This is a genomic window from Anaerosporobacter faecicola (genome assembly GCF_012070565.1).
In the GTDB taxonomy this organism is placed as follows: domain Bacteria; phylum Bacillota; class Clostridia; order Lachnospirales; family Lachnospiraceae; genus Anaerosporobacter; species Anaerosporobacter faecicola.
Genome location: NZ_JAAQRO010000024.1, coordinates 73,131 through 93,779, shown reverse-complemented (window position 1 = coordinate 93,779; position 20,649 = coordinate 73,131). Strand labels below are relative to the sequence as shown.

Here is a 20,649-nt window from a genome sequence, read left to right as displayed (position 1 = left end):
TTATAAGTTATCGGACAAATACCTTCGTATAGGAATTTGTCCGATAACACATGTTAGGATTCCTCTGGTAACCCAATTTTACGTAAATCTCGTATTCGAAATAATATAACAGGAATCAGGATACCTAAACTACAAAGCAACGTCTGTAGAAATGGTTGGAATTCAAAATAACGAAGATGAAGTCCCAATGTATGATAATAAAACTGGTTTGCAAAGAAGGAAACCAAAAATCCAATAAGAAAGCAAAGGAATAAACCAAGGAGATGAATCAAGCACACCTCTTTCAAAACCTTCCAAAGTATTTTTTTTCGTGAGATGCCTAATGCTTTGTAGACAGAGAATTCATAGTTCCTCTTTTGGTAAGTACCAAGAAAAGTAGCTACGATTGTTATTGCCAATACAAGGGTGATGAGAATGGAAAGAACACCATATATCAGACGGTATATGGATAATTCATCCTCAATATTAGCATTAATAGATTCATAGCAGTTCACAACAACGAAAGAATCGCTATGGTAAGGTAAGAGTGCTTTGCCAAAAGCAGAGCGTGCTTCTTTGTCAGAAGAAGTATTTGTGGTCTGTTGCCGTAGTGCCATTGTTGTGGTAGGTTCCACATTAGGGTCATAGGACAGCGCAAAGAGAAAATCATTTTTTACAATAGAAGAGACAGTATAGGTATCGATTAAACCATTAATCTTGTGTGATTTTGAATCAAATTGGTCACCTAATTGGAACTGTGTATTCTTAGAAAGACTGCTACTTATGATAAGCTGTTTTTCGGTAGGGTCAGAAGCAAAACTCAGGTGCAATAAATTGGTATATTGCAGCAGATCCTCTTTTGATGTAAAGAGCAACAAAGGAATCCATTGGGATGTACCCATTTCATTCGTGGTAAGAATATAGCTTTCCATGTTGACCAATACTGTTGTAGAGACAACGGAAAGATTCTTAATGGAGGAAACAGTAGAATCGTAGTCTTCCTGTGTACATCCGTATCCAGGTGTAATGGTAGCAAAATCACGGTATATCTGTTTTGAACGCACAGCAGAGTGTTTCATTGTGTTGATGTAGATACCACCTAGATATACAAGAACAAGAGAGGCAACCAAAAGGATTAAGGCAAGTGCTCTTTTTTTATTCTGGTGAAGATAGTACGTAGCAGAGAATGGATTCATTAGCTCTCCTCCTTACTACCAACTGAGATAAGTTGGTCATGAATGATCTTCCCATCCCAAATTTCAATAATTCGATCCGCATCTTTTAGAATGGAGCGATCATGTGTAATAACAAGAACTAAATGTTGTTTTGCATACTCTTTTAGAATATCCATTACAACAAATGCGCTAGTGTGATCAAGAGAGGCAGTTGGTTCATCTGCGAATAAAACATTGGGGCAATTAATCAAAGCTCTTGCAATGGCAACCCGTTGACGCTGTCCGCCAGATAATTTACCTGGTCGTTTCTTCATATCCGATTTTTTCAATCCAAAATCTTCTAATAGTTGAATTCCACGAGAAATAGCAATTTCTTTTTTGTCGGTAGCAGCGACAATCACATTGTCCAGTGCACTCATGTAAGGAATTAGAAAATGTCGTTGAAATACAAATCCGAATTCCTTTCGCCGAAGAAGTTCCTGTTCGGAGCGACTTAATTGGGAAAAGGAATGGGAATTATACTGAATTTCTCCGGAAGTCGGTGTTTTTAGTGTGGATAGACAGTACATAAAACTGGATTTACCACTTCCACTTGGACCCATGAACCCGACTAATCCATGGTCAGGTAGTTTAAGATCCACAGAATTAATGGCATAGATTTTATCTTCTTTATCCATATCATAGATCATTGTTAATTGCGATATATCAAACATGTAAATGCTCCTTTCAATATTGGTTGTATCGTAATAGATGTGTGTAAAATATCTGTGTGAAATGCAATATGACCTTTTGCTCTTGCATTCTCTAATTGTCAGATTCTAGACAATCAATGGTTTGTACTGCATGCAAGGAATGTGCAATGGGCAGTTGACAAATCCCAAGTATAAAGAGTAGGGATCCCAACATGGAAAGGAGGGAATCCGGAAGGAAGTAACTGCAAAGTAACCCATAACCTGCAAAAACCAGCTGGTTGATTGTATACATTCCTAGAAGAATCAATAGGAATGCAATCCCAATGGAAAGGAGAAAGGTAAGTAGTAGTTCCCATAATGCAAGTAAGTAGATGAATCTAGTGGAATACCCAATAGATGCATACAGGCACCATTCTTCATGTCGATCTTTTATGTACATATTGATAACAACAACAAGGCAGATGGATAATAGAATGAGTGTACAAAAGGTAATCAGTTTGGTAGAGGGATCAATGGAATTAACGATATCCACCTTGTAGGATTTTCGACCAGTAACACCATCTTTTAGGGAATGAGGAAAGGAAAGATCATGAGTTAAGGCCGTATAGTCATAATTCTTTTGGTTTGACAAAAGCAGAATATTGTTCTCATATACCTCAAAATTAATACCCATACACAAATAATAATCACTTTTAAGGATTCCTGTAATGTGGTAACCAGGTTTTACTTCATCACCTAATTGGTATCCACGATTCGCGCATAGTTTTTCATCAATTATAATGTCACCATCATTTGCGGGAAAATCTCCTTCAATAAGAGTGGCATTCATATGTTTCATGATTTTTTTTATGTTTTCTGCTGTGGTTAGTGGGCAGGAAAAGTTATATTCGCCAATAGCTGGTGTAACTCTTACGGTCATGGTTCCAATGACCATTGCGTCTTCAACGTGGGGGTCTTGACGTAATTTTTCTGCAGCTGCTTCTAATTGAGCAGGACTGGAACTTGAATCATACTCATTGGATGATATGTAAACCATTCGATCTGATAGGTCAACGCAAACATTATGAAAAGTATCATATGTTCCACTTAGGATAAATCCCATACAATAGAGGAGGGTAAGAAAGAGGGAGATGCTGATACAAAGGACAGCAGTATGATGTTTGTTATTCTTAATGTAATTCCAAGCGAAAGCAACTACTTTCATTATTTATTCTCGCTCCTTTCTGCAGCAATAGTGACGGTAGCATTGGTGTGTGTTCCCACGAATTTTACTCGGTAGGTACCTTTTGATAAAAAGGTATCGTAAGGAGATCCAGCCTTTGGGAGAATCTGTACGGTGTCATCGGGAGCAATTAGCACGAGTTTTCCTTTTCCTTTTGTGACATCTTGAGAATATGTTAATGTATAGGAAGTATCCTCTTGTATATAGAGCGTTAACATCGTGATACATCCTGTAAAATCAGTTAACGTAAGTGTATCAGGTTTACCTAGAATTTCCTTGGAACAATAGGTATCACTCTCAGCAACAACGATGGTATCATCATTGTAGGCATTTTTTTGCCGTTTTGATGGAGATGTTTTCATACAACCTGTTAATATGCATAGCAATAGACAGAGAGAAAGAAAAAATGTGAATTTTTTTTTGTGAACACGTCGAATCATTGATTAAATCCTTTCTTATTTATTATTTCAACTATTGAATCATTCTGTACTACTTTGGATAATTTCATAATTGATATCCTTATATTGCTAGTATATAAGGATCGGCCAAAAAGGAATAGTAGCTGTGGTCATATTACTTAAAAAAAACCATGACGCAAGTCATGGCTTATTGTGAGTGAAAAAGTTCTCGAAGGTAGACAACAAGGGAAACCCGATCATGAATATTTGTCTTATCATAGATGGAAGTCATATAGTTTTTTACGGTTCCTTCTGATAAGTAAAGAAATTTGGAAATCTGGGAGTTGCTGTACCCTTCAGCTAACATGGAACATATTTCCCGTTCCCGTTTGGTCAAGTCCATTAAAAGCGGACTTGATTGTGAAAGTTCCTCTTTCGCTACAGTGGTTGGAGCTGTAGTTACTGGAATGGTGGAAGTGCCTTTGGAGGCCATTAGTTTGGATAACGTTTGTAATACTTTCTGATCGAGAACACTTTGACCATGCATAATTTGCTCAATTGCTTGAAGCATGGATTCTCTGCCAGAATCTTTTAGAATATAGCCGTCTGCACCATTTGCAATCGCCCTTTGTATATTGTTCTCATCGTAGAAGGTGGTAAGAACAAGTACTTTCATAGAGGGGTATATTGTCTTAATTTGATGGATTAATTCAATACCACCCATTCCTTCCATATTCAGATCCACAAGTGCTAGATCTGCTGTTCTTTCTTTAAGAACGGAAAGTGCCTGTTGCCCATCATGGGCTTTTCCGATGACACTCATGTTTTGTGATAGGGATAAGATGATTTCAAGACTGTCTAGTAACAGCGTTTCGTCATCTACAAGTAAAATACGTAATGGTTGTTCCATGGGACACTCCTTTTCTATGTTGATTATAGAGGGTTCTAATATTATGTTCTTTCGTATAAGTATAAAACAAATGACCGTTTGACACGGCAATTATCATATGAATTAAATGAGTATTTACCTATTCTTTAAACATAGATAATTATTCATAATTAGGGATTCATATTGTCTAATATAGCAGTTGTATCAGGTAAGACTGGTAATTTCAAATGAGTAGAGTAACCCTCTTCCTGGTCGGTCTTGAAGGTACCTCCATGTTTCTGGACAAAGGATCGCATCTTGGCAATTCCAAAGCCACCTTCTAAGTTGTCAGAATTCCAGGTAGAAGGGGAGCAGGGTGAACCGTTGTCTTCAATGAGTAAGTCCAAACTTGTGATGGGAGAAGGGATAACGGTTAATATGACGATAAAAGCGGTGGCACCTCCATGTCGAACACCATTGGAGAAGGATTCTAAGATTGCACCATTCAGGAATTCTACATAGGTTGCAGGAATCATTAATTGTGGCATTGTTATATAATCAGCTTGTATGTTATGCCGGACTTTAAGGGAAGAGGTAAGGACGAATTCTTGTATGGTCTCGGATAAAGTATGGTAGAAGTCTTCCATAGAGATCGTACCATTATCCTCTGTAAGAATTCGTACCCCTCGACGGATAGCAGCGAGACTATCATGCATGCGTGTACCAGCAATTTTGTATTTTTCACGTGCCTTGTCTGGGGCAACATCCCATAATAAATCCGCTGCATCAAGTGCTAATATGGAAGCTGTTATGGTATGTCCCACAGAATTATGTATGGTCCGGCTAATGGCTTCCCGTTCTTCAAGACGTGCATTTTGCTCAATCACATCTTTGGAGATTGCCAACTGCTTGATCAAATTCTGTTCTTTCATAGAATGTAAGGAGAGGTCCTTGATCAGAGACTGCATATATATGGACTGCTTAATATGATGTAGTATATAGTACAATCCAATTAGTAAGGCAATCTGTACAACAATGGAAAGCAGGGTGTTCTTCAAATGTTCTTCTAGTGTATAGGTATCCGGGTTGCAAAACCATAAAATCTGTTGAAATGTAATTGTAAATAGGGCTGTCCATAAAAAAACATTCCAATCCCACCGACTTTTCCTTGAAAAGTATACATAAGATGTAAAAAAGGAGAGAAGCGGAAGGTACCAGGTAGGAGTGGTAAAGCATAATGCTATATAGCTAAACAGAAGTAGACCACCTACAATAAGGGTACTAAGAAAGGAGACAGCTGCAAACAAAAAATAGTAACGAAAAAGCATATATGCTCCAAGCAATAAAAGATAAAGAGAAAGAGAAGTATGCGTTTGAAGTGGACTAATTATGATAAGCAGACAACTCAATAAAAGTAAGGGGATTTCTATATATTGATGATATTGATCTTCTATTTGAATGGATTTCATATAAAGCTCCTTTCTTGAATGGGTATTCTTGTAATTGTCCAAAATATAGATAAGCAAATTGTTAAGGTAGAATATACATTTTTATTTGTTAATCATACTATAGCACAGAATGAGAAAGTTTACATTCTTAAAAAATGAATACAATAGAATCTATTTATCGTTTAAACAATAACCCATTACTTGCCTGAAGTGGTAATATACGGTATAATAGGAATGCATGAAGGCATGCAAGAGTGTAGAGAAGAGATAGTCACGGTTCATAGAGGTAAGGTTAAAAGCTCTGTGAAGGGGGGATTATTATGAAGGGACAATCATATAAAGAAGAGAAAAATGCAACTTTAAAAACTTGTAAACGATGCAAACATGCATTTACGTATTATGGATTTGGATATGAATATTGTCCAGTTTGTAAACAGATTGATGAAGATGATTATCTAAAGGTAAAAGACTATATCTATGAGCACGGCATATCGAAGATAATTGATGTAGTTAGGGCAACAGGTGTTGAAGAAAAAGTGATAACAAATTATTTAAGGGAAGGTCGTTTGGAGATTCCGGAGGGATCCTCTTATTACCTAGAGTGTGAGAGATGTGGAACCAATATCTGTTCTGGACGATTCTGTAAATCCTGTGCAGCCACTTTAATCAAAGAGTTGAGTACGACCGTTGCCTATAATGAGGTTGGAGATAGCCCCGATAAGCAAGTTACAGGAAAGATGAGATACTTGAATCGTGATAATAAGTAATGTAACCAATGATAGTATTTCCATTGGAAAATGGTAATATCAATGAAATAAATAAAGGCTTGGAGGAAATCGTATGCAGAATATTAACAAAGAAGATTTTAAGAAAAGTATCGAAGATTATAAGAAAGTACTATTTCGTAAATCAATTAAAGAAGCAACGCAACAACAATTGTTTCAGGCAGTATCCTATTCAGTAAAAGACCTGATTATTGATCAGTGGATTGCAACGCACAAAGAGTATGAGGAAAAAGATGTAAAGACCGTATACTATTTGTCCATGGAATTCCTAATGGGAAGAGCACTTGGAAACAATATTATCAATATGAGAGCCAATAAAGTAGTAAAAGATGCTTTGGATGAATTGGGAATTGATCTGAATGTGATCGAAGATCAAGAACCAGATCCAGCGCTTGGTAATGGTGGTTTGGGGCGTTTAGCAGCCTGTTTCTTAGATTCTTTATCCACATTGGGTTATCCTGCTTACGGTTGTGGAATCCGCTATAAATACGGTATGTTTGAACAAAAGATTGAAAATGGTTATCAGGTAGAAGTACCAGATAATTGGTTAAAAGATGGTAACCCATTCGAGATGAAACGAGCAGAGTATGCAGTAGAGGTTAAATTCGGCGGATATGTTCGTATAACAAAAGATGATAAAGGCAGGGAACATTTTGTACAGGAAAACTACCAGTCTGTATTAGCAGTACCATATGACTTACCAATTGTAGGATATGGCAATAACGTGGTAAATACCCTTCGTATCTGGGATGCGGAAGCTATTAATACATTCAACTTAGATTCCTTCGACAAAGGAGATTATCAAAAAGCAGTTGAACAACAAAATCTGGCTCGTACGATTTGTGAAGTGCTTTATCCAAATGATAATCATTATGCAGGAAAAGAATTACGTCTAAAACAACAATATTTCTTTGTTTCTGCGAGTATACAAAGAGCAGTTAGCAAATACATGGAAAACCATACGGATATTAAGAAGATCTATGAAAAAGTATGCTTCCAGCTAAATGATACCCATCCAACAGTTACAGTTGCAGAATTAATGAGAATTCTGATGGATGATTATTTCTTATCATGGGATGAGGCTTGGGATATTACAACAAAGACTTGCGCCTATACAAACCATACGATCATGTCAGAAGCATTGGAAAAATGGCCACTTGAGTTATTCTCTAGATTGTTGCCACGTATTTACCAGATCGTAGAAGAAATCAATCGTCGTTTTATTCTGGATATCCAAGCCAAATATCCAAACGATTATAAGAAGATTGAAAAGATGGCAATCATCTATGATGGTCAGGTGAAGATGGCACATCTAGCAATTGTTGCAAGTTTTTCTGTTAATGGTGTTGCACGCTTGCATACAGAAATCTTAAAAAATCAACAGTTAAAAGATTTCTATGAAATGATGCCACAAAAATTCAATAATAAGACCAATGGTATTACACAGAGAAGATTCTTATTACATGGTAATCCATTGTTAGCAGATTGGGTAACCAGTAAGATTGGTGATGACTGGATTACAAATCTTCCACACATCAGTGAATTAAAGATCTATGCGGACGATATGAAGTGTCAAAAAGAGTTTATGCAGATCAAATACCAGAACAAGGTACGTCTTGCCGCCTATATTAAAGAACATAATGGAATTGAAGTGGATCCAAGATCCATCTTTGATGTTCAGGTTAAGAGACTTCATGAATATAAGAGACAGTTATTGAACATTTTGCATGTTATGCATCTGTACAACCAGTTAAAGAAAAATCCAGAGATGGATTTCTATCCAAGAACATTTATCTTTGGTGCAAAAGCATCGGCTGGATATCGTAGAGCTAAGGCAATTATTAAATTGATTAATAGTGTTGGTGACGTGATCAATAACGACAAATCCATTCAAAATAAATTGAAAGTTGTGTTCATTGAGAATTACCGTGTATCCAATGCAGAGATGATCTTTGCAGCTGCTGATGTTTCTGAGCAGATTTCTACAGCTAGTAAGGAAGCATCAGGTACTGGTAATATGAAATTTATGTTAAATGGTGCATTGACACTTGGAACAATGGACGGTGCAAATGTGGAAATCGTTGAAGAAGTAGGCGAAGAGAATGCATTTATCTTTGGATTATCTTCTGACGAGGTTATTCATTTTGAACAAAATGGTGGTTATAATCCAAGAGAAATCTATAATATCGATCAGGATATCCGTACGGTATTGACACAGTTGGTAAATGGATATTATTCACCAGAAAATCCAGAATTATTTAGAGAAATCTATAATTCTCTACTGGACAGCAATGGCGGAGAACGTGCTGATCAATACTTTATCTTAAAAGACTTCCGTTCTTATGAAGCAGCACAGAAACGTGTTGAGGAAGCATATCGTGATCAGACAAGATGGGCAAAATCTGCAATTTTAAATGTTGCTAGTTCTGGTAAGTTTACATCTGATCGTACAATCGAGGAATATGCAAAAGAAATCTGGAATTTAGAAAAAGTTACGGTTGAAGTATAAAATTATATAAAGCAAACCACTAGAAATTAGGATTACAGCAATAGCAAAAGAGACAATCAGTCATTTGTGATTATCACAGTTAGACACCATGTGTCTGTACTTGATCAATCATGAATGCTTGATTGTCTCTTTCTAGTTATGTAGATATATGGTTAGCTCTTATTCTAATGAATTCTTCCATTCGTCAACGCTTAATACAGTACTAAACATAGAAGATTGTATAGCAAGTACAGTATCATGAAGTAAATGAGCATCAACAGTTCCTTGTGGAGATGTTAAATTAATGGTTCCAGTAGCATCACTTAAAAACTCAACATCATATCCCATATGATAAGCATCTCTTGCTGTTGAATCACAACACATATGAGTCATATAACCAGCGATGACAACCGTATCACAACCGATTTCTTTAAGATAAGATTCCAAAGTAGTATCGCTGAAGCTACTTGGCTTTCTCTTTTGAATAATTTGGTCGTGTGGTAATGTGAGAAGTGTTTCCTCAAGATCAGCAGTATGTCCGCCTTCACCAAAGAGCTGACCAGGAGGGCAAAGGTGTTGGATTAATACAACAGGAATATCGTGTTCCTTTGCAATTTGTATGGATTGATGAATACGTGGAAGACTTTGATCAGAATCAACAATTGGTAGTCCACCATCAAGATATTCATATTGTACGTCAATTATTAGTAAAACTCTTTTTTTGCTTGTTTTCATAGTTGTAAAACCTCCTATTTATTTGATATACTTAGTGTAAGATATAGAGGTCAAATGTATCGTAACCTCAGGGTTCCTTAGGATTGCCACGAAAAGGTAGTTTAATGCAACCCTCTAGTATTATTATAAAGGGAAAGTAATTTGATAGGAGAAACAAAAAGGGGGAGATGAGTTGATGAATGAAACAATATGGAGAGAGACAACTAGATAGTGTGGATTATCAAATCCTACAATTATTAAAGAAGGACGCAAAGATGTCAATGAATCAGATTGGGGAAGAGGTTCATATGACAGGGCAAGCTGTTTCAAAAAGAATTGCTTTTTTACAAAAAAATAATATCATTCAGAGATATACCATTCATATAAATGAACAAATATACGGTGATTACACAATATCATTTATTCGCGTTTATATGAAATCTACGGAACATATAAAGTTTAGAAAACTACTACAGGATAAAGAAGAAGTGCTCGAGATACACAGGATAAGCGGAGAAGGATGCTATCTACTTAAGGTGAGAACCTATGATCAACAAACCTTGGCTACATTACTAGATGAGATATTGCAGTATGGAAACTATCAGATAAGCCAATCAATCGAACAAGTTAAAGAGGTTTAGGCGGAAATATTTGCAATACATAGAGAAAAAAGAGTATTAAAAATCTCATCAATGATGGATCGAAAAATAAAGAAGCAGGTGAAAGGAATCAAATGCGCTTAAAAGATCTTTTAAACCATCAAAATATAATTATACAAAGTCATGATAATCCTGATGCAGATAGTTTGGCATCGGGATATGCATTATATTGCTATTTTCAATCAATGGGAAAGAACGTGCGATTAATCTACAGTGGCCGTTATCGGATCCAAAAGAGTAATTTACTCTTAATGGTTGAAAAATTAAGTATACCAATTGAATACGTAAAAATGCCATTACAAGCAGAACTATTAATCACGGTGGATTGTCAATACGGAACGGGAAATGTGACAAAACACGAAGCACAAGAAGTGGCAATTATTGATCATCATCAGTTAGAGATTGATGCAAATGCTTATGAACATATGGAAGTAAGAAGTTATTTGGGGTGCTGTTCTACCCTGGTATGGCAGTTGCTACAAAATGAAGGGTTTGATGTCAATCAGGATGTGAAGATTGCTACAGCCTTATTTTATGGATTGTATACAGACACTGGACAATTAGCAGAAATCTTTCATCCATTGGATCGAGATATGCGAGATGCGTTGCATTATGAACAAGCGACAATCCTTAATTTACGTAATTCTAATATATCAAGAGATGAACTGGAAATTGCAGGTTTGGCATTGTTGCGTTATATCTACAATGAAAGATATCGTTTTGCAGTAATCAAAGTAAAACCATGTGATCCCAATATCCTTGGTTTGATTAGTGATTTTTTATTGCAAGTGGATAGTATTGATACTTGTGTTGTCTTTAATGAAGTACAGGATGGCATTAAGATATCTGTCCGAAGCTGCATCAAGGAAGTAAAAGCATGTGAACTGGCAGGCTATCTTACCGATGTTATTGGTTCTGGTGGTGGACATAATGAAAAGGCAGGTGGGTTCATACAACGTCAATTATTTGAAGAACAGTACGAGAACATGAACTTAGAAGCTTATTTTACAGAACGAATGAACCATTACTTTAATAGCTTTGAGGTGATTGATGCATCACAGTATACCATCGATCTATCACAAGCAAAGCAGTATCGTAAGACAAGGGTACCAATTGGATATATAAGAATTGCGGATCATATGAAAGAGGGTACACCTGTATTGATTCGTACCATTGATGGTGATATTGATTTTATTGTAGATGGGTCAATCTATATCATTATTGGAATATATGGGGAAATATATGTAATGGAAGAAGAACGCTTCTTCGAGATGTACCAACCAGTGGAAGCTACTATTAATTTTTCTGCACAATATATGCCGGTAGTGAAGAACTTATTTGATGAGTCCATTGTTTCTTTAGAACAACATGCGAAAGCATGTACAGCAAAGAAGGAAAGCATCATATATGCAAAACAGATTGAAAAAGTAACAAAAGTTTTTACAACATGGGAGCAAGACAATTATATGTATGGGGATATTGGTGATTACCTTGCAGTAAATAAAGAGGATTTGAACGATATCTTTGTGATTGATAAAGAAATCTTCCATTTATCTTATGTAGAGATCACATAAGCATTCTAGTGGAGGATACAAATTGATTGATGTAGGGGAAAAATAAAAAAGTGAAGTGGAAAGTACGAGGGGAAATATGAGTAAGATACTAATTGTAGAAGATGATAGTGATATAGGGAATATGTTGAAGGAACTCCTAACAGCACAGCAGTATCAAGTAAATAATGCATACTCAGGGACAGAAGCACTATTTTGGTTAGAAAAAGAAACGTTTGATTTGGTTCTTCTTGACCTAATGCTCCCTGGAATGAGTGGGGAGGAAGTGCTGCAATCCATTCGAAAACATAGTGATCTTGCAGTTATTGCGATATCAGCAAAAGATGACAAGAACACAAAGCTCTCTTTATTAAAAGATGGTGCGGATGATTATATAACAAAACCATTTGATACGGATGAATTACTGGTTCGTATCGAGGTAGTGTTACGTAGAAAAGGGACAAAAACAAAGACAGCAGAATCTGCTATATTACAATTTAAGGATATTGTATTGAATGACACGGAGTTTACATGTACAGTTAATGAAACAGCAATACCATTAACAAAATTTGAGTATAATTTGCTGCACTTGCTTATGAGCAATCCGAAGAAGGTATTTACCAAGAATAATATCTATGAATCGGTTTGGGAAGAAGATTTCATGGGCGAGGAGAATGCAGTGAATGTTCATATCTGTAATATTCGTTCCAAGCTTGCAAAAGGAAATCCAGATCAAAAATACATACAAACGGTATGGGGGATTGGATTTAAGATGCAAGTAGAGGAATAGGAAATCCTTAATACTTTCTTTATGATTTGCAAAATGTAACTAAATATTCTATTGGTATAGTAGTTATATCAAAGAGATTAAATGGATGGTTAATGAGAGAAAGTATAGGAGGAGAACAATGGAGTATATATTACAGACAAATAATTTAACAAAGATCTATGGCGGAAAAAGTGTTGTGGATCATGTAAATATGACCATCAAAAAGGGAGATATCTATGGATTTATCGGTAAGAATGGTGCGGGTAAGACTACGTTAATTCGAATGGTAGCAGGGTTAGCCCATCCAACCCAAGGAGAGATCAAACTTTTTGAAAGCAATGATTTGGATAAACAACGTAAGAGGATCGGAACGACTATTGAAAATCCTGCACTTTACCCTAATATGACAGCAAAACAAAACTTAGAATACTATGTAAAGCTTTATGGGATACCAGAGAAAGATGCAGTTGATCAGGTTCTAAAGCTAGTAGGACTGGAAGATACGAAGAGGAAAAAAAGTAAAAACTTTTCTTTAGGAATGAAGCAACGATTAGCCATAGCCATTGCTTTATTAGGAAATCCAGATTTTCTAATGCTTGATGAACCTACCAATGGATTGGACCCATTTGGTATTAAAGAGATGAGGGAATTGCTGTTACGTTTGAATAAACAGGGAATTACCATCTTAATATCCAGTCATATTTTAGGTGAATTATCCAAGATTGCTACTGTCTATGGAATTATTAATAATGGCATTTTAGTAGAGGAATATACAAAACAGGAATTAGAAGAGCGATGCAAACGTTGTCTGAAGATCAAAGTAGATGATACGAAAAAGGCAAGCATGATCTTAGAAGAGAACTTCCAAACAGTAGAGTATGATGTACTTCCGGAAAATATTATACGTGTTTTTGATCCAATTGATTGTTCTGGTGAGATAAATCGAAAACTGGTACTAAGTGGTGTAACAGTAGAGAGCATCTCATTAGTAGGACAGGATTTGGAAGGATATTTCGTAGAATTGATGGAGGGAAAAAATCATGATTAATTTACTTCGTGCGGATTTATATAAATTGTTTCATACAAAAGTATTATATGTTTGTACCATTGTCTTAGTGATTATTGTTGGAATTGTTGGAGCTGCATTTTACTCATTGGATCATTCGCCTGAGTTGAGAAAAGAGATGATGGAATCAGATGCAGATAATGCAGAGAAGGATACACAGCAGAACAATGTACAAGTTGTTGAAAATACAGAGGATCAGGCGGATGGAATTCAAATAAAGGTTGATCCAACAGTAGAAACAGGAGAAGAGTTTTTACAAAGTGGTTTCCAATTTGCAAGTGGGTTAATGGGAGAATCCGGATTCATGGTCACCATGATCGGAATTCTGATAGCAATATTAGTAGGTAGTGAATTTAAAGAACGAACGATAAAGAGTATGGTTTCAAGAGGATATAAGAGGGAAGCAATTGTTGTGACGAAAGTAATTGTGAGTAGTATTGCTGCAACCATTATGCTTTTGGTAGCTGAGATATTTGCATTTATACTTGGTACAATTATTAGTGGCAAGTTTAACAATTTAAGCGGTTCGGATTTAACAGGAGCTTGGAATGTAATACTGGGTAGTTTATTGGGGTATCTGGCATTTACAGTATTATTTGTTATGATTGTAATGGTACTTCGTAATGTGGAGATGTCCGTCGTATTAAACCTGATTTTGATTTGTTTAATACCAGATATATTATCGACAATGGAGAGAACCTGGGATATTCCATTTTCAAAGATTCAAATTACAGATGCAATTGTACGTGTTATTGACCATAACGATATGGGGCATATGGTAATAATCTTTATTGGTTATTTGTTAGTATGTACCACAATCGGGTGCTTTGTATTCAAAAGGGCTGATGTGAAGTAAGGTATTTGCGTGAATATTCCGTATGATTGATTAGGAAGGAGTTCTGTATGGTTGTTGTAATTTTATTCGTCCTTGTGTTATTGCTGCTAATTCAGCTCTATCTTGACCGGAAGCAGGTGGTATCTTTGCGCAAACAGATAGAGTTCATTCGAGATAATAAGACGAATATGGAGTTGACAACCAGCATTCGTAAAGGAGGCTTTCGCCGTTTAGCATTGGCGATGAATACCTTACTAAAGGAAATTAAGAAACGGGAGTATGTAACCCGTAAGCAGGAAGATAGTTTCAAGCAGTCCATAACAAGCATTTCCCATGACCTTCGGACACCTTTGACATCAGCAACTGGATACATACAGATGTTGAACAAAGGAGATCTGGATGAGGAAAAGCAGAAAGAGTATCTACAGATTATAGGAAGCCGAATTCGTTCTGTGAATGAGATGCTGAATCAATTGTTTGAATATACAAGATTGGAAGCGGGCGAATATCCACTTGAGATGAAACGAATGGACTTGAATGGAATTTTATGTGATACGATTTCTATGTTCTATGAGGAATTGGTTCAAAACAATATTGAACCAGAGATTCAGATGGAAGAGAAAGCCTTCTGGGTAGAGGGAGATTCCAGCGCATTTATACGAGTAATTGAGAATATATTAGGAAATGCCATTAAATATGGCAAAAAGCACATTCAGATCAACTTGACAGAGGAAGAGGAGCAGGTGAAACTGCAGATTAGCAATGAAACAGATTGCATTGAACAAGGTGATGTTGCCCATATATTTGAACGATTCTATACAACAGATGTGTCAAAGATGAAAAAATCAACAGGACTTGGATTGGCAATTGCTAGAGAATTCATTGAGAAGATGGGTGGAGAAATTAAAGCTGAGCTAGAGGGAGAGCGTTTTTCTATCATTATTCAGATGCCGTCATTAAAGTAAGGAGAACAAAGTGTACTTTGAAGCTGTTCTTAACGCGAGAATGTACAAAGTACACTTTGTTCTGATGATAAAAAAGCGAAAGTGTAAAGGAAAGAATGTTGATTTTGTAAGCATAATAAGTTGTTAAAAAAAAAGACGTGCTCTTAATAATATCTTAATTATTACACTAGCATAAACTTAATAAATTCGTGTTATAACTATAGTATGATACAAAGTCAAAACGGAAAAATATCGTTTGACATTCTAATCAGTGTTATATGGAAAAAGTTGAGTAATTCTTGTGAACGTAAACGAAAAAGATAAATAATAAGGAGGGGTTTTTATGTTCAAGAAGTTTTTTATTATTGCAGCTTTATTTGGTTTGGCAGGTGCTTACATTAAGCAATGCAACAAAAAGACATATTGTACAGTTGGAGCAGACGAGGAGAAATAATCTAGTAAGGAGCTATCCAATATGGTCCGATCAAACCAAATGAATAATGTAGGCAAATATTGTTGCCGTCAATAAAAGATATCGATTCTGTAGTTAGAATCGATATCTTTTATTATATACGAGGAAAGTCCTCCGACTTTCCTCGTATATAAACTCTTCATGAAATGCGTACTCGCACATAAGCATTTGTTGAGTTCTTTATTGATATAATAGTAGTAAGATAATACCTTTCAAAGGTTGAAAATCTGTGAAAAGGAAGCGTTTGACGAATGAGTACGAGGCCGATATAATGAAAGCGTATAATATACATTTCATAATTTGTAGCAATTCTAAGGTTTCGATTAGCCAAATTAAATGTTAATGTATGCAGACAATTTTTATGACGAATATAGCAAGCGCTACTTTAGATAAATTTTAGTTTACAAGTCGTGTATTAAATTATAGGAAAGGAGAGGCAGTATGAAAGAATTAAGAAAGAAAAAAAGAATCTGGTTATTATTACTGCTTCCTCTTGGACTTTTCATTCTATTACTTGTAAGGTGGAGTCCTTTTGTGGCCGAATATTGGTTTTCCAGAGGAATCTACCGTGTTGTTGAAGAAGCATATTGTTTCATTACGGGTCTTGTTCCCATATCAATTGCCGAAATCTTACTTTATCTGAGTCCCTTTCTACTGATTTATGTTGTGTTTCGTATGGTGAGAAAATTAGTTCGGGAAAAAGAAGATAGACAGCAGAACCTTGCACGATATGTGCTAAATCTATTATGTATTGTTAGTACCGCATTTTTTCTATTCATGGTATTATGCGGGGTAAACTACTATCGTTATCCATTTAGCAGAGTTTGCGGATTGACAGTAGAGACGTATTCTATTGAAGAATTGTATGGATTGTGTGAGGAACTGGCAGCTCAAGCCAATGTACTTCGAGCGCAAATTACCAGTGAAGATGAAGCGGGTGTATTCCAGTTATCAACGTCTGATTTTGAGACAGCAAAAGAAGCAAAAAAAGCAATGACGGAGTTAGGGAAGCAGTATGCGTCTTTGTCGGGGTATTATAGTGTACCCAAACCAGTACTAGCTTCACGGGCAATGTCATATACAGATACCACCGGATTATTCGTTACAATCACAATGGAAGCAAACATTAATGTTGATGTAGCCGATTATGGGATTCCAGCAACGATGTGCCACGAGTTAGCACATCAAAAAGGCTATATGCGAGAAAATGAGGCAAATTACATTGCCTATCTTGCCTGTATGAACTCTGATAACATTGAGTTTCAATATAGTGGTACAATGGATGCATTGTCCTATGCAACCAGTCAGCTTTATGACCATGATGTAGAATTGTATAAGCAGATTCGGGAACAATACAGCGATGAAGTGTTAGCAGACCGTATAGCTAATTCCCAATACTGGAAAACCTATCATAATGCGTTTGTAAGTTCTGTTTCCTCAAAACTGAATGATGCGTATTTGAAAGCAAACAACCAAACCAGTGGGGAACAAAGCTATGGAGAAATGATAGATCTGTTATTGGCGCAGTATCGGAAAACGCATAGCAAGAATTAGAGGGAAAAATCCGATTAATTTTTGAAGCAGCATAGTACGGAAGAATGCTGCTTCGTTCATAACCTCTAGTCATTTTATAGAAGAAGTATTCTTATCTTTTTAATACAGTTTCAATCTCAGCAATATACAGTTCATGATAGTCTTTACTTGGATACCATCGTTCTGTGAGTGCAGGATCAAGAAAACTACTTTCTGCAAGAGGCTGCTTAAATAATTTTTTACATACAAGGACTAATTTTGCTTCTTTAAAGTATGGAGCAGCAAGATCATCTGCTACTGTTAAGTTGGATTTGGCAATCTTATCTTCGTCTCGTCCAGATACTTTCCCTAGGTAAGATAATTTCTCTCGATAGGAATTATCGAAGAAGGATAGGGAAAAGTGGGTACTAGCATCTACGAATTCCTTTGTATAGCGTTGTGGTCGGATCACCACAAAGGCAACATCTTTTCCCCACATTACGCCCAATCCGCCCCAAGAAGCAGTCATGGTATTCACAGACTCCCCTTTTTGAGCAGTTACTAACATCCAGTCCTTGCCGATTAACTTGCAAGTATTTTCATCAATTTCTGTTGGTTTAATTACGTTAAGTGACATAATACTCCTTTCTTAATTGGTGGTTTATCATGATATGGCATATGCCATTATCTTAGTTTACTATATATACTATGAATTTTACAACGGTTGTATATCAATAAATTGTCTATTTTCTATGCTGTTGTGATTGATTTTCACGAATCAGTGATTGATCGCCTCTCACAATTAATTAAAGAGTAAAAAATAAGAATTATCTATAACATCATTGGTTATGTAATGATGCAGGAAAAAATGTGAATTGATACTTGACAAACAAATAAAAAGTCGATTATAATCAATACAATATAAAGTTTTTAACACGTTACTTCATAAAACTATACATATTGAAAAAGCAAGGACGAGGAGGAGTATATACTTACCCGATGCAAAGAGAGAAGATGGTTGGTGAGAATCTTCATGAAGGAAGTATAGAAGTAGCCTTTGAGCTGTGAATCGAAAGGGAATAGAAGGACTATTCTTGAGTAAACTTCATCGGAACTTTCCACCGTTAAAAGGAAAACGATATCAGTTTCGCAACAGAAGAAACTTGTATTGACTGAGTGCAAAGCAATCGCTTTGAAATTAGGTGGTAACACGGAGTCTATTCGCCCTAAGTAAGTTTATCTTACTTAGGGCTTTTTTTATATAATAGGAAAGTCCGCTAACTAAAACATGGAAATCGTGTAATTAGAAAACTATAGGAGGTAGATGTTTATGATAAAAGGAACCGAATTATTTGTAAAAGCGTTAAAGGAGGAAGGAGTAGACACATTATTTGCTTATCCGGGAGGTTTTATTACGGATTTATTGGATCAACTATATGGAGAAAAAGAGATCGAACTGATTCTTCCTAGGCATGAACAGGCACTGATCCATGAAGCAGATGGATATGCACGTTCTACAGGACGTGTTGGAGTCTGTCTTGTTACAAGTGGACCGGGAGCAACGAATTTGGTAACGGGTATTGCTACGGCAAACTACGACAGTGTTCCTTTGGTATGTTTTACTGGTCAGGTACCTACACAGGTTATTGGAAACGATGCATTTCAAGAAGTTGATATTGTTGGAATTACCAGAGGGATAACGAAACATAGTGTCATGGTAACAGACCGTAAGGATCTGGGGCGTATCATCAAAGAAGCCTTCTATATTGCAAGAACAGGAAAACCAGGTCCTGTATTAGTCGACCTTCCAGCTGATATCATGAAGAAACTAGGTGATGACACCTATCCTGAGAATGTCAACATTCGTAGTTATAAACCAAATACGCAGGTACATAGTGGTCAAATTAAACGGGCAGTTACATTATTAGGGAAGGCAAAAAGACCCTTGTTTTTAGCAGGTGGTGGAGTGAATATTGCACATGCAGGGAAAGAGTTTACAAAGTTGATTGAGATAACAAAGATTCCAGTAGTTACGACAATCATGGGACGTGGTGCTATACCAACAGATCATGAATATTTTGTAGGAAATGTTGGAATGCATGGTTGTTATGCAGGAAACAAGGCAATTGAAGAATGTGATGTTCTATTTTCTATTGGATGTCGATTTAACGACCGCATAACAGGTAAAATCAGTGAATTTGCAACAAAGGCAAAGATTATTCATGTTGACATAGATACCGCTTCCATTTCAAGAAATATTAAAGTAGATATTCCAATAGTAGGTGATGCCAAGAATGCAATCTTAAGCTTATTGGAGAGTGATTTAAGCGATCTACATGATTATACAAATTGGGTGCAGGAGATTCAAAAATGGGATGCAAAATACCCAATCGATGCGCCGGTTGAAGACTTTAAAGGGTTGACACCACAACAAATCTTGTGGCAGGTAAATCAGGCTATTAAAGACAAGGATACCGTAATTGTAACGGATGTAGGGCAGCATCAGATGTGGACGACACAAAATTTACATATGGACGCAACGAAGAAATTGGTTACCTCAGGAGGACTAGGGACAATGGGATTTGGTTTGCCAGCAGCCATTGGATCGAAACTTGGAAATCCAGAGAAAACAGTCATCTGTATTACAGGGGATGGTGGAATGCAGATGAATATACAGGAGATGGCAACAGCGGTTGCACAGGAACTTCCTATTATTATCCTGCTCGTGAATAATAGTTATTTAGGTATGGTACGGCAGATGCAGCAACTATTTTATAACAAACATTATTCAGCAACCTGTCTTCGTTATCGAAAGAGTTGTAACTATGCTTGTAGAGAAGGAAAAAAGGCATGTCCTCCTTATTCGCCAGATTTCGTAAAGTTAGCGGAGAGTTATGATGCTTCTGGAAAACGGGTGTGGAATCAGGAGGAACTAGGAGTTGCATTGCAGGAAGCAATGCAGGAGACCAAACGACCAACCATTATCGAATGTATGATTGATAGTGATTTTATTGTATTGCCAATGGTGCGTTCAGGTAATGCATTAAGTGATATGATACTGGATATATAGGAG

General features: G+C 36.4%; 18 protein-coding genes and 1 other annotated feature. Of the genes, 10 read left to right on the top strand and 8 right to left on the bottom strand.

The annotated features are described in order from the left end of the window. Nucleotides 1-53: 53 nt before the first annotated feature. The 6 genes from HBB17_RS11135 to HBB17_RS11110 all read right to left on the bottom strand — a co-directional run bounded on the left by HBB17_RS11135 (nucleotide 54) and on the right by HBB17_RS11110 (nucleotide 5,803). Nucleotides 54-1,175 carry an ABC transporter permease gene (locus tag HBB17_RS11135; RefSeq protein ID WP_167957571.1) on the bottom strand — a complete coding sequence of 374 codons (1,122 nt, stop codon included), beginning with the start codon at nucleotides 1,173-1,175 and terminating at the stop codon, nucleotides 54-56. After that, the gene (locus tag HBB17_RS11130; RefSeq protein WP_167957570.1) at nucleotides 1,175-1,867 is read right to left on the bottom strand and encodes an ABC transporter ATP-binding protein; all 693 of its coding nucleotides are present in this window, start codon (nucleotides 1,865-1,867) and stop codon (nucleotides 1,175-1,177) included. The genes HBB17_RS11135 and HBB17_RS11130 overlap by 1 nt, the downstream gene beginning before the upstream one ends. A 91-nt stretch (nucleotides 1,868-1,958) precedes the next feature. Then, the gene (locus tag HBB17_RS11125) at nucleotides 1,959-3,050 is read right to left on the bottom strand and encodes an FtsX-like permease family protein (RefSeq protein ID WP_167957569.1); all 1,092 of its coding nucleotides are present in this window, start codon (nucleotides 3,048-3,050) and stop codon (nucleotides 1,959-1,961) included. Beyond that, a complete protein-coding gene (locus tag HBB17_RS11120) occupies nucleotides 3,050-3,430 on the bottom strand; it encodes a hypothetical protein (RefSeq protein WP_167957568.1) in 381 nt (126 codons plus the stop codon). The genes HBB17_RS11125 and HBB17_RS11120 overlap by 1 nt, the downstream gene beginning before the upstream one ends. Before the next feature lie 244 nt (nucleotides 3,431-3,674). Further along, entirely contained in the window at nucleotides 3,675-4,376 is a 702-nt protein-coding gene (locus HBB17_RS11115) for a response regulator (RefSeq protein ID WP_167957567.1), read from the bottom strand. A gap of 149 nt (nucleotides 4,377-4,525) precedes the next feature. Continuing rightward, nucleotides 4,526-5,803 (bottom strand): sensor histidine kinase, encoded by a 1,278-nt coding sequence (locus HBB17_RS11110; RefSeq protein WP_167957566.1) that lies wholly within the window; start codon nucleotides 5,801-5,803, stop codon nucleotides 4,526-4,528. A gap of 299 nt (nucleotides 5,804-6,102) precedes the next feature. On the opposite strand from HBB17_RS11110, the gene HBB17_RS11105 reads away from it, so the two are divergent. Further along, entirely contained in the window at nucleotides 6,103-6,549 is a 447-nt protein-coding gene (locus tag HBB17_RS11105) for a MerR family transcriptional regulator (protein ID WP_167957565.1), read from the top strand. 73 nt (nucleotides 6,550-6,622) lie between these two features. Beyond that, a complete protein-coding gene (locus tag HBB17_RS11100; RefSeq protein WP_167957564.1) occupies nucleotides 6,623-9,076 on the top strand; it encodes a glycogen/starch/alpha-glucan phosphorylase in 2,454 nt (817 codons plus the stop codon). Between the two features lie 159 nt (nucleotides 9,077-9,235). Here HBB17_RS11100 and HBB17_RS11095 read toward each other — a convergent pair whose 3' ends face one another. Beyond that, entirely contained in the window at nucleotides 9,236-9,790 is a 555-nt protein-coding gene (locus HBB17_RS11095; RefSeq protein ID WP_167957563.1) for a cysteine hydrolase family protein, read from the bottom strand. 179 nt (nucleotides 9,791-9,969) lie between these two features. Between HBB17_RS11095 and HBB17_RS11090 the strand changes: the two genes are divergently transcribed. The 7 genes from HBB17_RS11090 to HBB17_RS11060 all read left to right on the top strand — a co-directional run bounded on the left by HBB17_RS11090 (nucleotide 9,970) and on the right by HBB17_RS11060 (nucleotide 17,618). Beyond that, a complete protein-coding gene (locus tag HBB17_RS11090; protein ID WP_167957562.1) occupies nucleotides 9,970-10,410 on the top strand; it encodes an Lrp/AsnC family transcriptional regulator in 441 nt (146 codons plus the stop codon). A 92-nt stretch (nucleotides 10,411-10,502) separates the two neighbouring features. Further along, nucleotides 10,503-12,002 (top strand): DHH family phosphoesterase, encoded by a 1,500-nt coding sequence (locus tag HBB17_RS11085; protein ID WP_167957561.1) that lies wholly within the window; start codon nucleotides 10,503-10,505, stop codon nucleotides 12,000-12,002. 76 nt (nucleotides 12,003-12,078) lie between these two features. Beyond that, nucleotides 12,079-12,768, top strand: a complete 690-nt coding sequence (locus tag HBB17_RS11080) for a response regulator transcription factor (RefSeq protein ID WP_167957560.1) — start codon at nucleotides 12,079-12,081, stop codon at nucleotides 12,766-12,768. Between the two features lie 118 nt (nucleotides 12,769-12,886). After that, complete coding sequence (locus HBB17_RS11075) at nucleotides 12,887-13,795, top strand: ABC transporter ATP-binding protein (RefSeq protein WP_167957559.1); 909 nt, start codon at nucleotides 12,887-12,889, stop codon at nucleotides 13,793-13,795. After that, a complete protein-coding gene (locus HBB17_RS11070; RefSeq protein WP_167957558.1) occupies nucleotides 13,788-14,669 on the top strand; it encodes an ABC transporter permease in 882 nt (293 codons plus the stop codon). Before HBB17_RS11075 ends, HBB17_RS11070 begins: the two co-directional genes overlap by 8 nt. Before the next feature lie 47 nt (nucleotides 14,670-14,716). Next, nucleotides 14,717-15,613, top strand: a complete 897-nt coding sequence (locus HBB17_RS11065; protein ID WP_167957557.1) for a sensor histidine kinase — start codon at nucleotides 14,717-14,719, stop codon at nucleotides 15,611-15,613. Between the two features lie 892 nt (nucleotides 15,614-16,505). Continuing rightward, a complete protein-coding gene (locus tag HBB17_RS11060) occupies nucleotides 16,506-17,618 on the top strand; it encodes a DUF3810 domain-containing protein (RefSeq protein WP_167957556.1) in 1,113 nt (370 codons plus the stop codon). A 91-nt stretch (nucleotides 17,619-17,709) separates the two neighbouring features. Here the strand turns inward: HBB17_RS11060 and HBB17_RS11055 are convergent, their stop codons facing one another. Continuing rightward, nucleotides 17,710-18,213: a flavin reductase gene (locus tag HBB17_RS11055; RefSeq protein WP_207717343.1), complete on the bottom strand. Its 504-nt coding sequence runs from the start codon at nucleotides 18,211-18,213 to the stop codon at nucleotides 17,710-17,712. A gap of 325 nt (nucleotides 18,214-18,538) precedes the next feature. Continuing rightward, nucleotides 18,539-18,808 (top strand) — a binding site (T-box leader). A 92-nt stretch (nucleotides 18,809-18,900) separates the two neighbouring features. Here HBB17_RS11055 and ilvB point away from each other — a divergent pair. Beyond that, complete coding sequence (gene ilvB / locus HBB17_RS11050) at nucleotides 18,901-20,646, top strand: biosynthetic-type acetolactate synthase large subunit (protein ID WP_167957555.1); 1,746 nt, start codon at nucleotides 18,901-18,903, stop codon at nucleotides 20,644-20,646. Nucleotides 20,647-20,649 lie beyond the last annotated feature (3 nt).

Coding starts and splice junctions, on each gene's coding strand:
- HBB17_RS11135 (WP_167957571.1), bottom strand. CDS start 1,175: ATGAATCCATTCTCTGCTACGTACTATCTTCACCAGAATAAAAAAAGA.
- HBB17_RS11130 (WP_167957570.1), bottom strand. CDS start 1,867: ATGTTTGATATATCGCAATTAACAATGATCTATGATATGGATAAAGAA.
- HBB17_RS11125 (WP_167957569.1), bottom strand. CDS start 3,050: ATGAAAGTAGTTGCTTTCGCTTGGAATTACATTAAGAATAACAAACAT.
- HBB17_RS11120 (WP_167957568.1), bottom strand. CDS start 3,430: ATGAAAACATCTCCATCAAAACGGCAAAAAAATGCCTACAATGATGAT.
- HBB17_RS11115 (WP_167957567.1), bottom strand. CDS start 4,376: ATGGAACAACCATTACGTATTTTACTTGTAGATGACGAAACGCTGTTA.
- HBB17_RS11110 (WP_167957566.1), bottom strand. CDS start 5,803: ATGAAATCCATTCAAATAGAAGATCAATATCATCAATATATAGAAATC.
- HBB17_RS11105 (WP_167957565.1), top strand. CDS start 6,103: ATGAAGGGACAATCATATAAAGAAGAGAAAAATGCAACTTTAAAAACT.
- HBB17_RS11100 (WP_167957564.1), top strand. CDS start 6,623: ATGCAGAATATTAACAAAGAAGATTTTAAGAAAAGTATCGAAGATTAT.
- HBB17_RS11095 (WP_167957563.1), bottom strand. CDS start 9,790: ATGAAAACAAGCAAAAAAAGAGTTTTACTAATAATTGACGTACAATAT.
- HBB17_RS11090 (WP_167957562.1), top strand. CDS start 9,970: ATGAAACAATATGGAGAGAGACAACTAGATAGTGTGGATTATCAAATC.
- HBB17_RS11085 (WP_167957561.1), top strand. CDS start 10,503: ATGCGCTTAAAAGATCTTTTAAACCATCAAAATATAATTATACAAAGT.
- HBB17_RS11080 (WP_167957560.1), top strand. CDS start 12,079: ATGAGTAAGATACTAATTGTAGAAGATGATAGTGATATAGGGAATATG.
- HBB17_RS11075 (WP_167957559.1), top strand. CDS start 12,887: ATGGAGTATATATTACAGACAAATAATTTAACAAAGATCTATGGCGGA.
- HBB17_RS11070 (WP_167957558.1), top strand. CDS start 13,788: ATGATTAATTTACTTCGTGCGGATTTATATAAATTGTTTCATACAAAA.
- HBB17_RS11065 (WP_167957557.1), top strand. CDS start 14,717: ATGGTTGTTGTAATTTTATTCGTCCTTGTGTTATTGCTGCTAATTCAG.
- HBB17_RS11060 (WP_167957556.1), top strand. CDS start 16,506: ATGAAAGAATTAAGAAAGAAAAAAAGAATCTGGTTATTATTACTGCTT.
- HBB17_RS11055 (WP_207717343.1), bottom strand. CDS start 18,213: ATGTCACTTAACGTAATTAAACCAACAGAAATTGATGAAAATACTTGC.
- ilvB (WP_167957555.1), top strand. CDS start 18,901: ATGTTTATGATAAAAGGAACCGAATTATTTGTAAAAGCGTTAAAGGAG.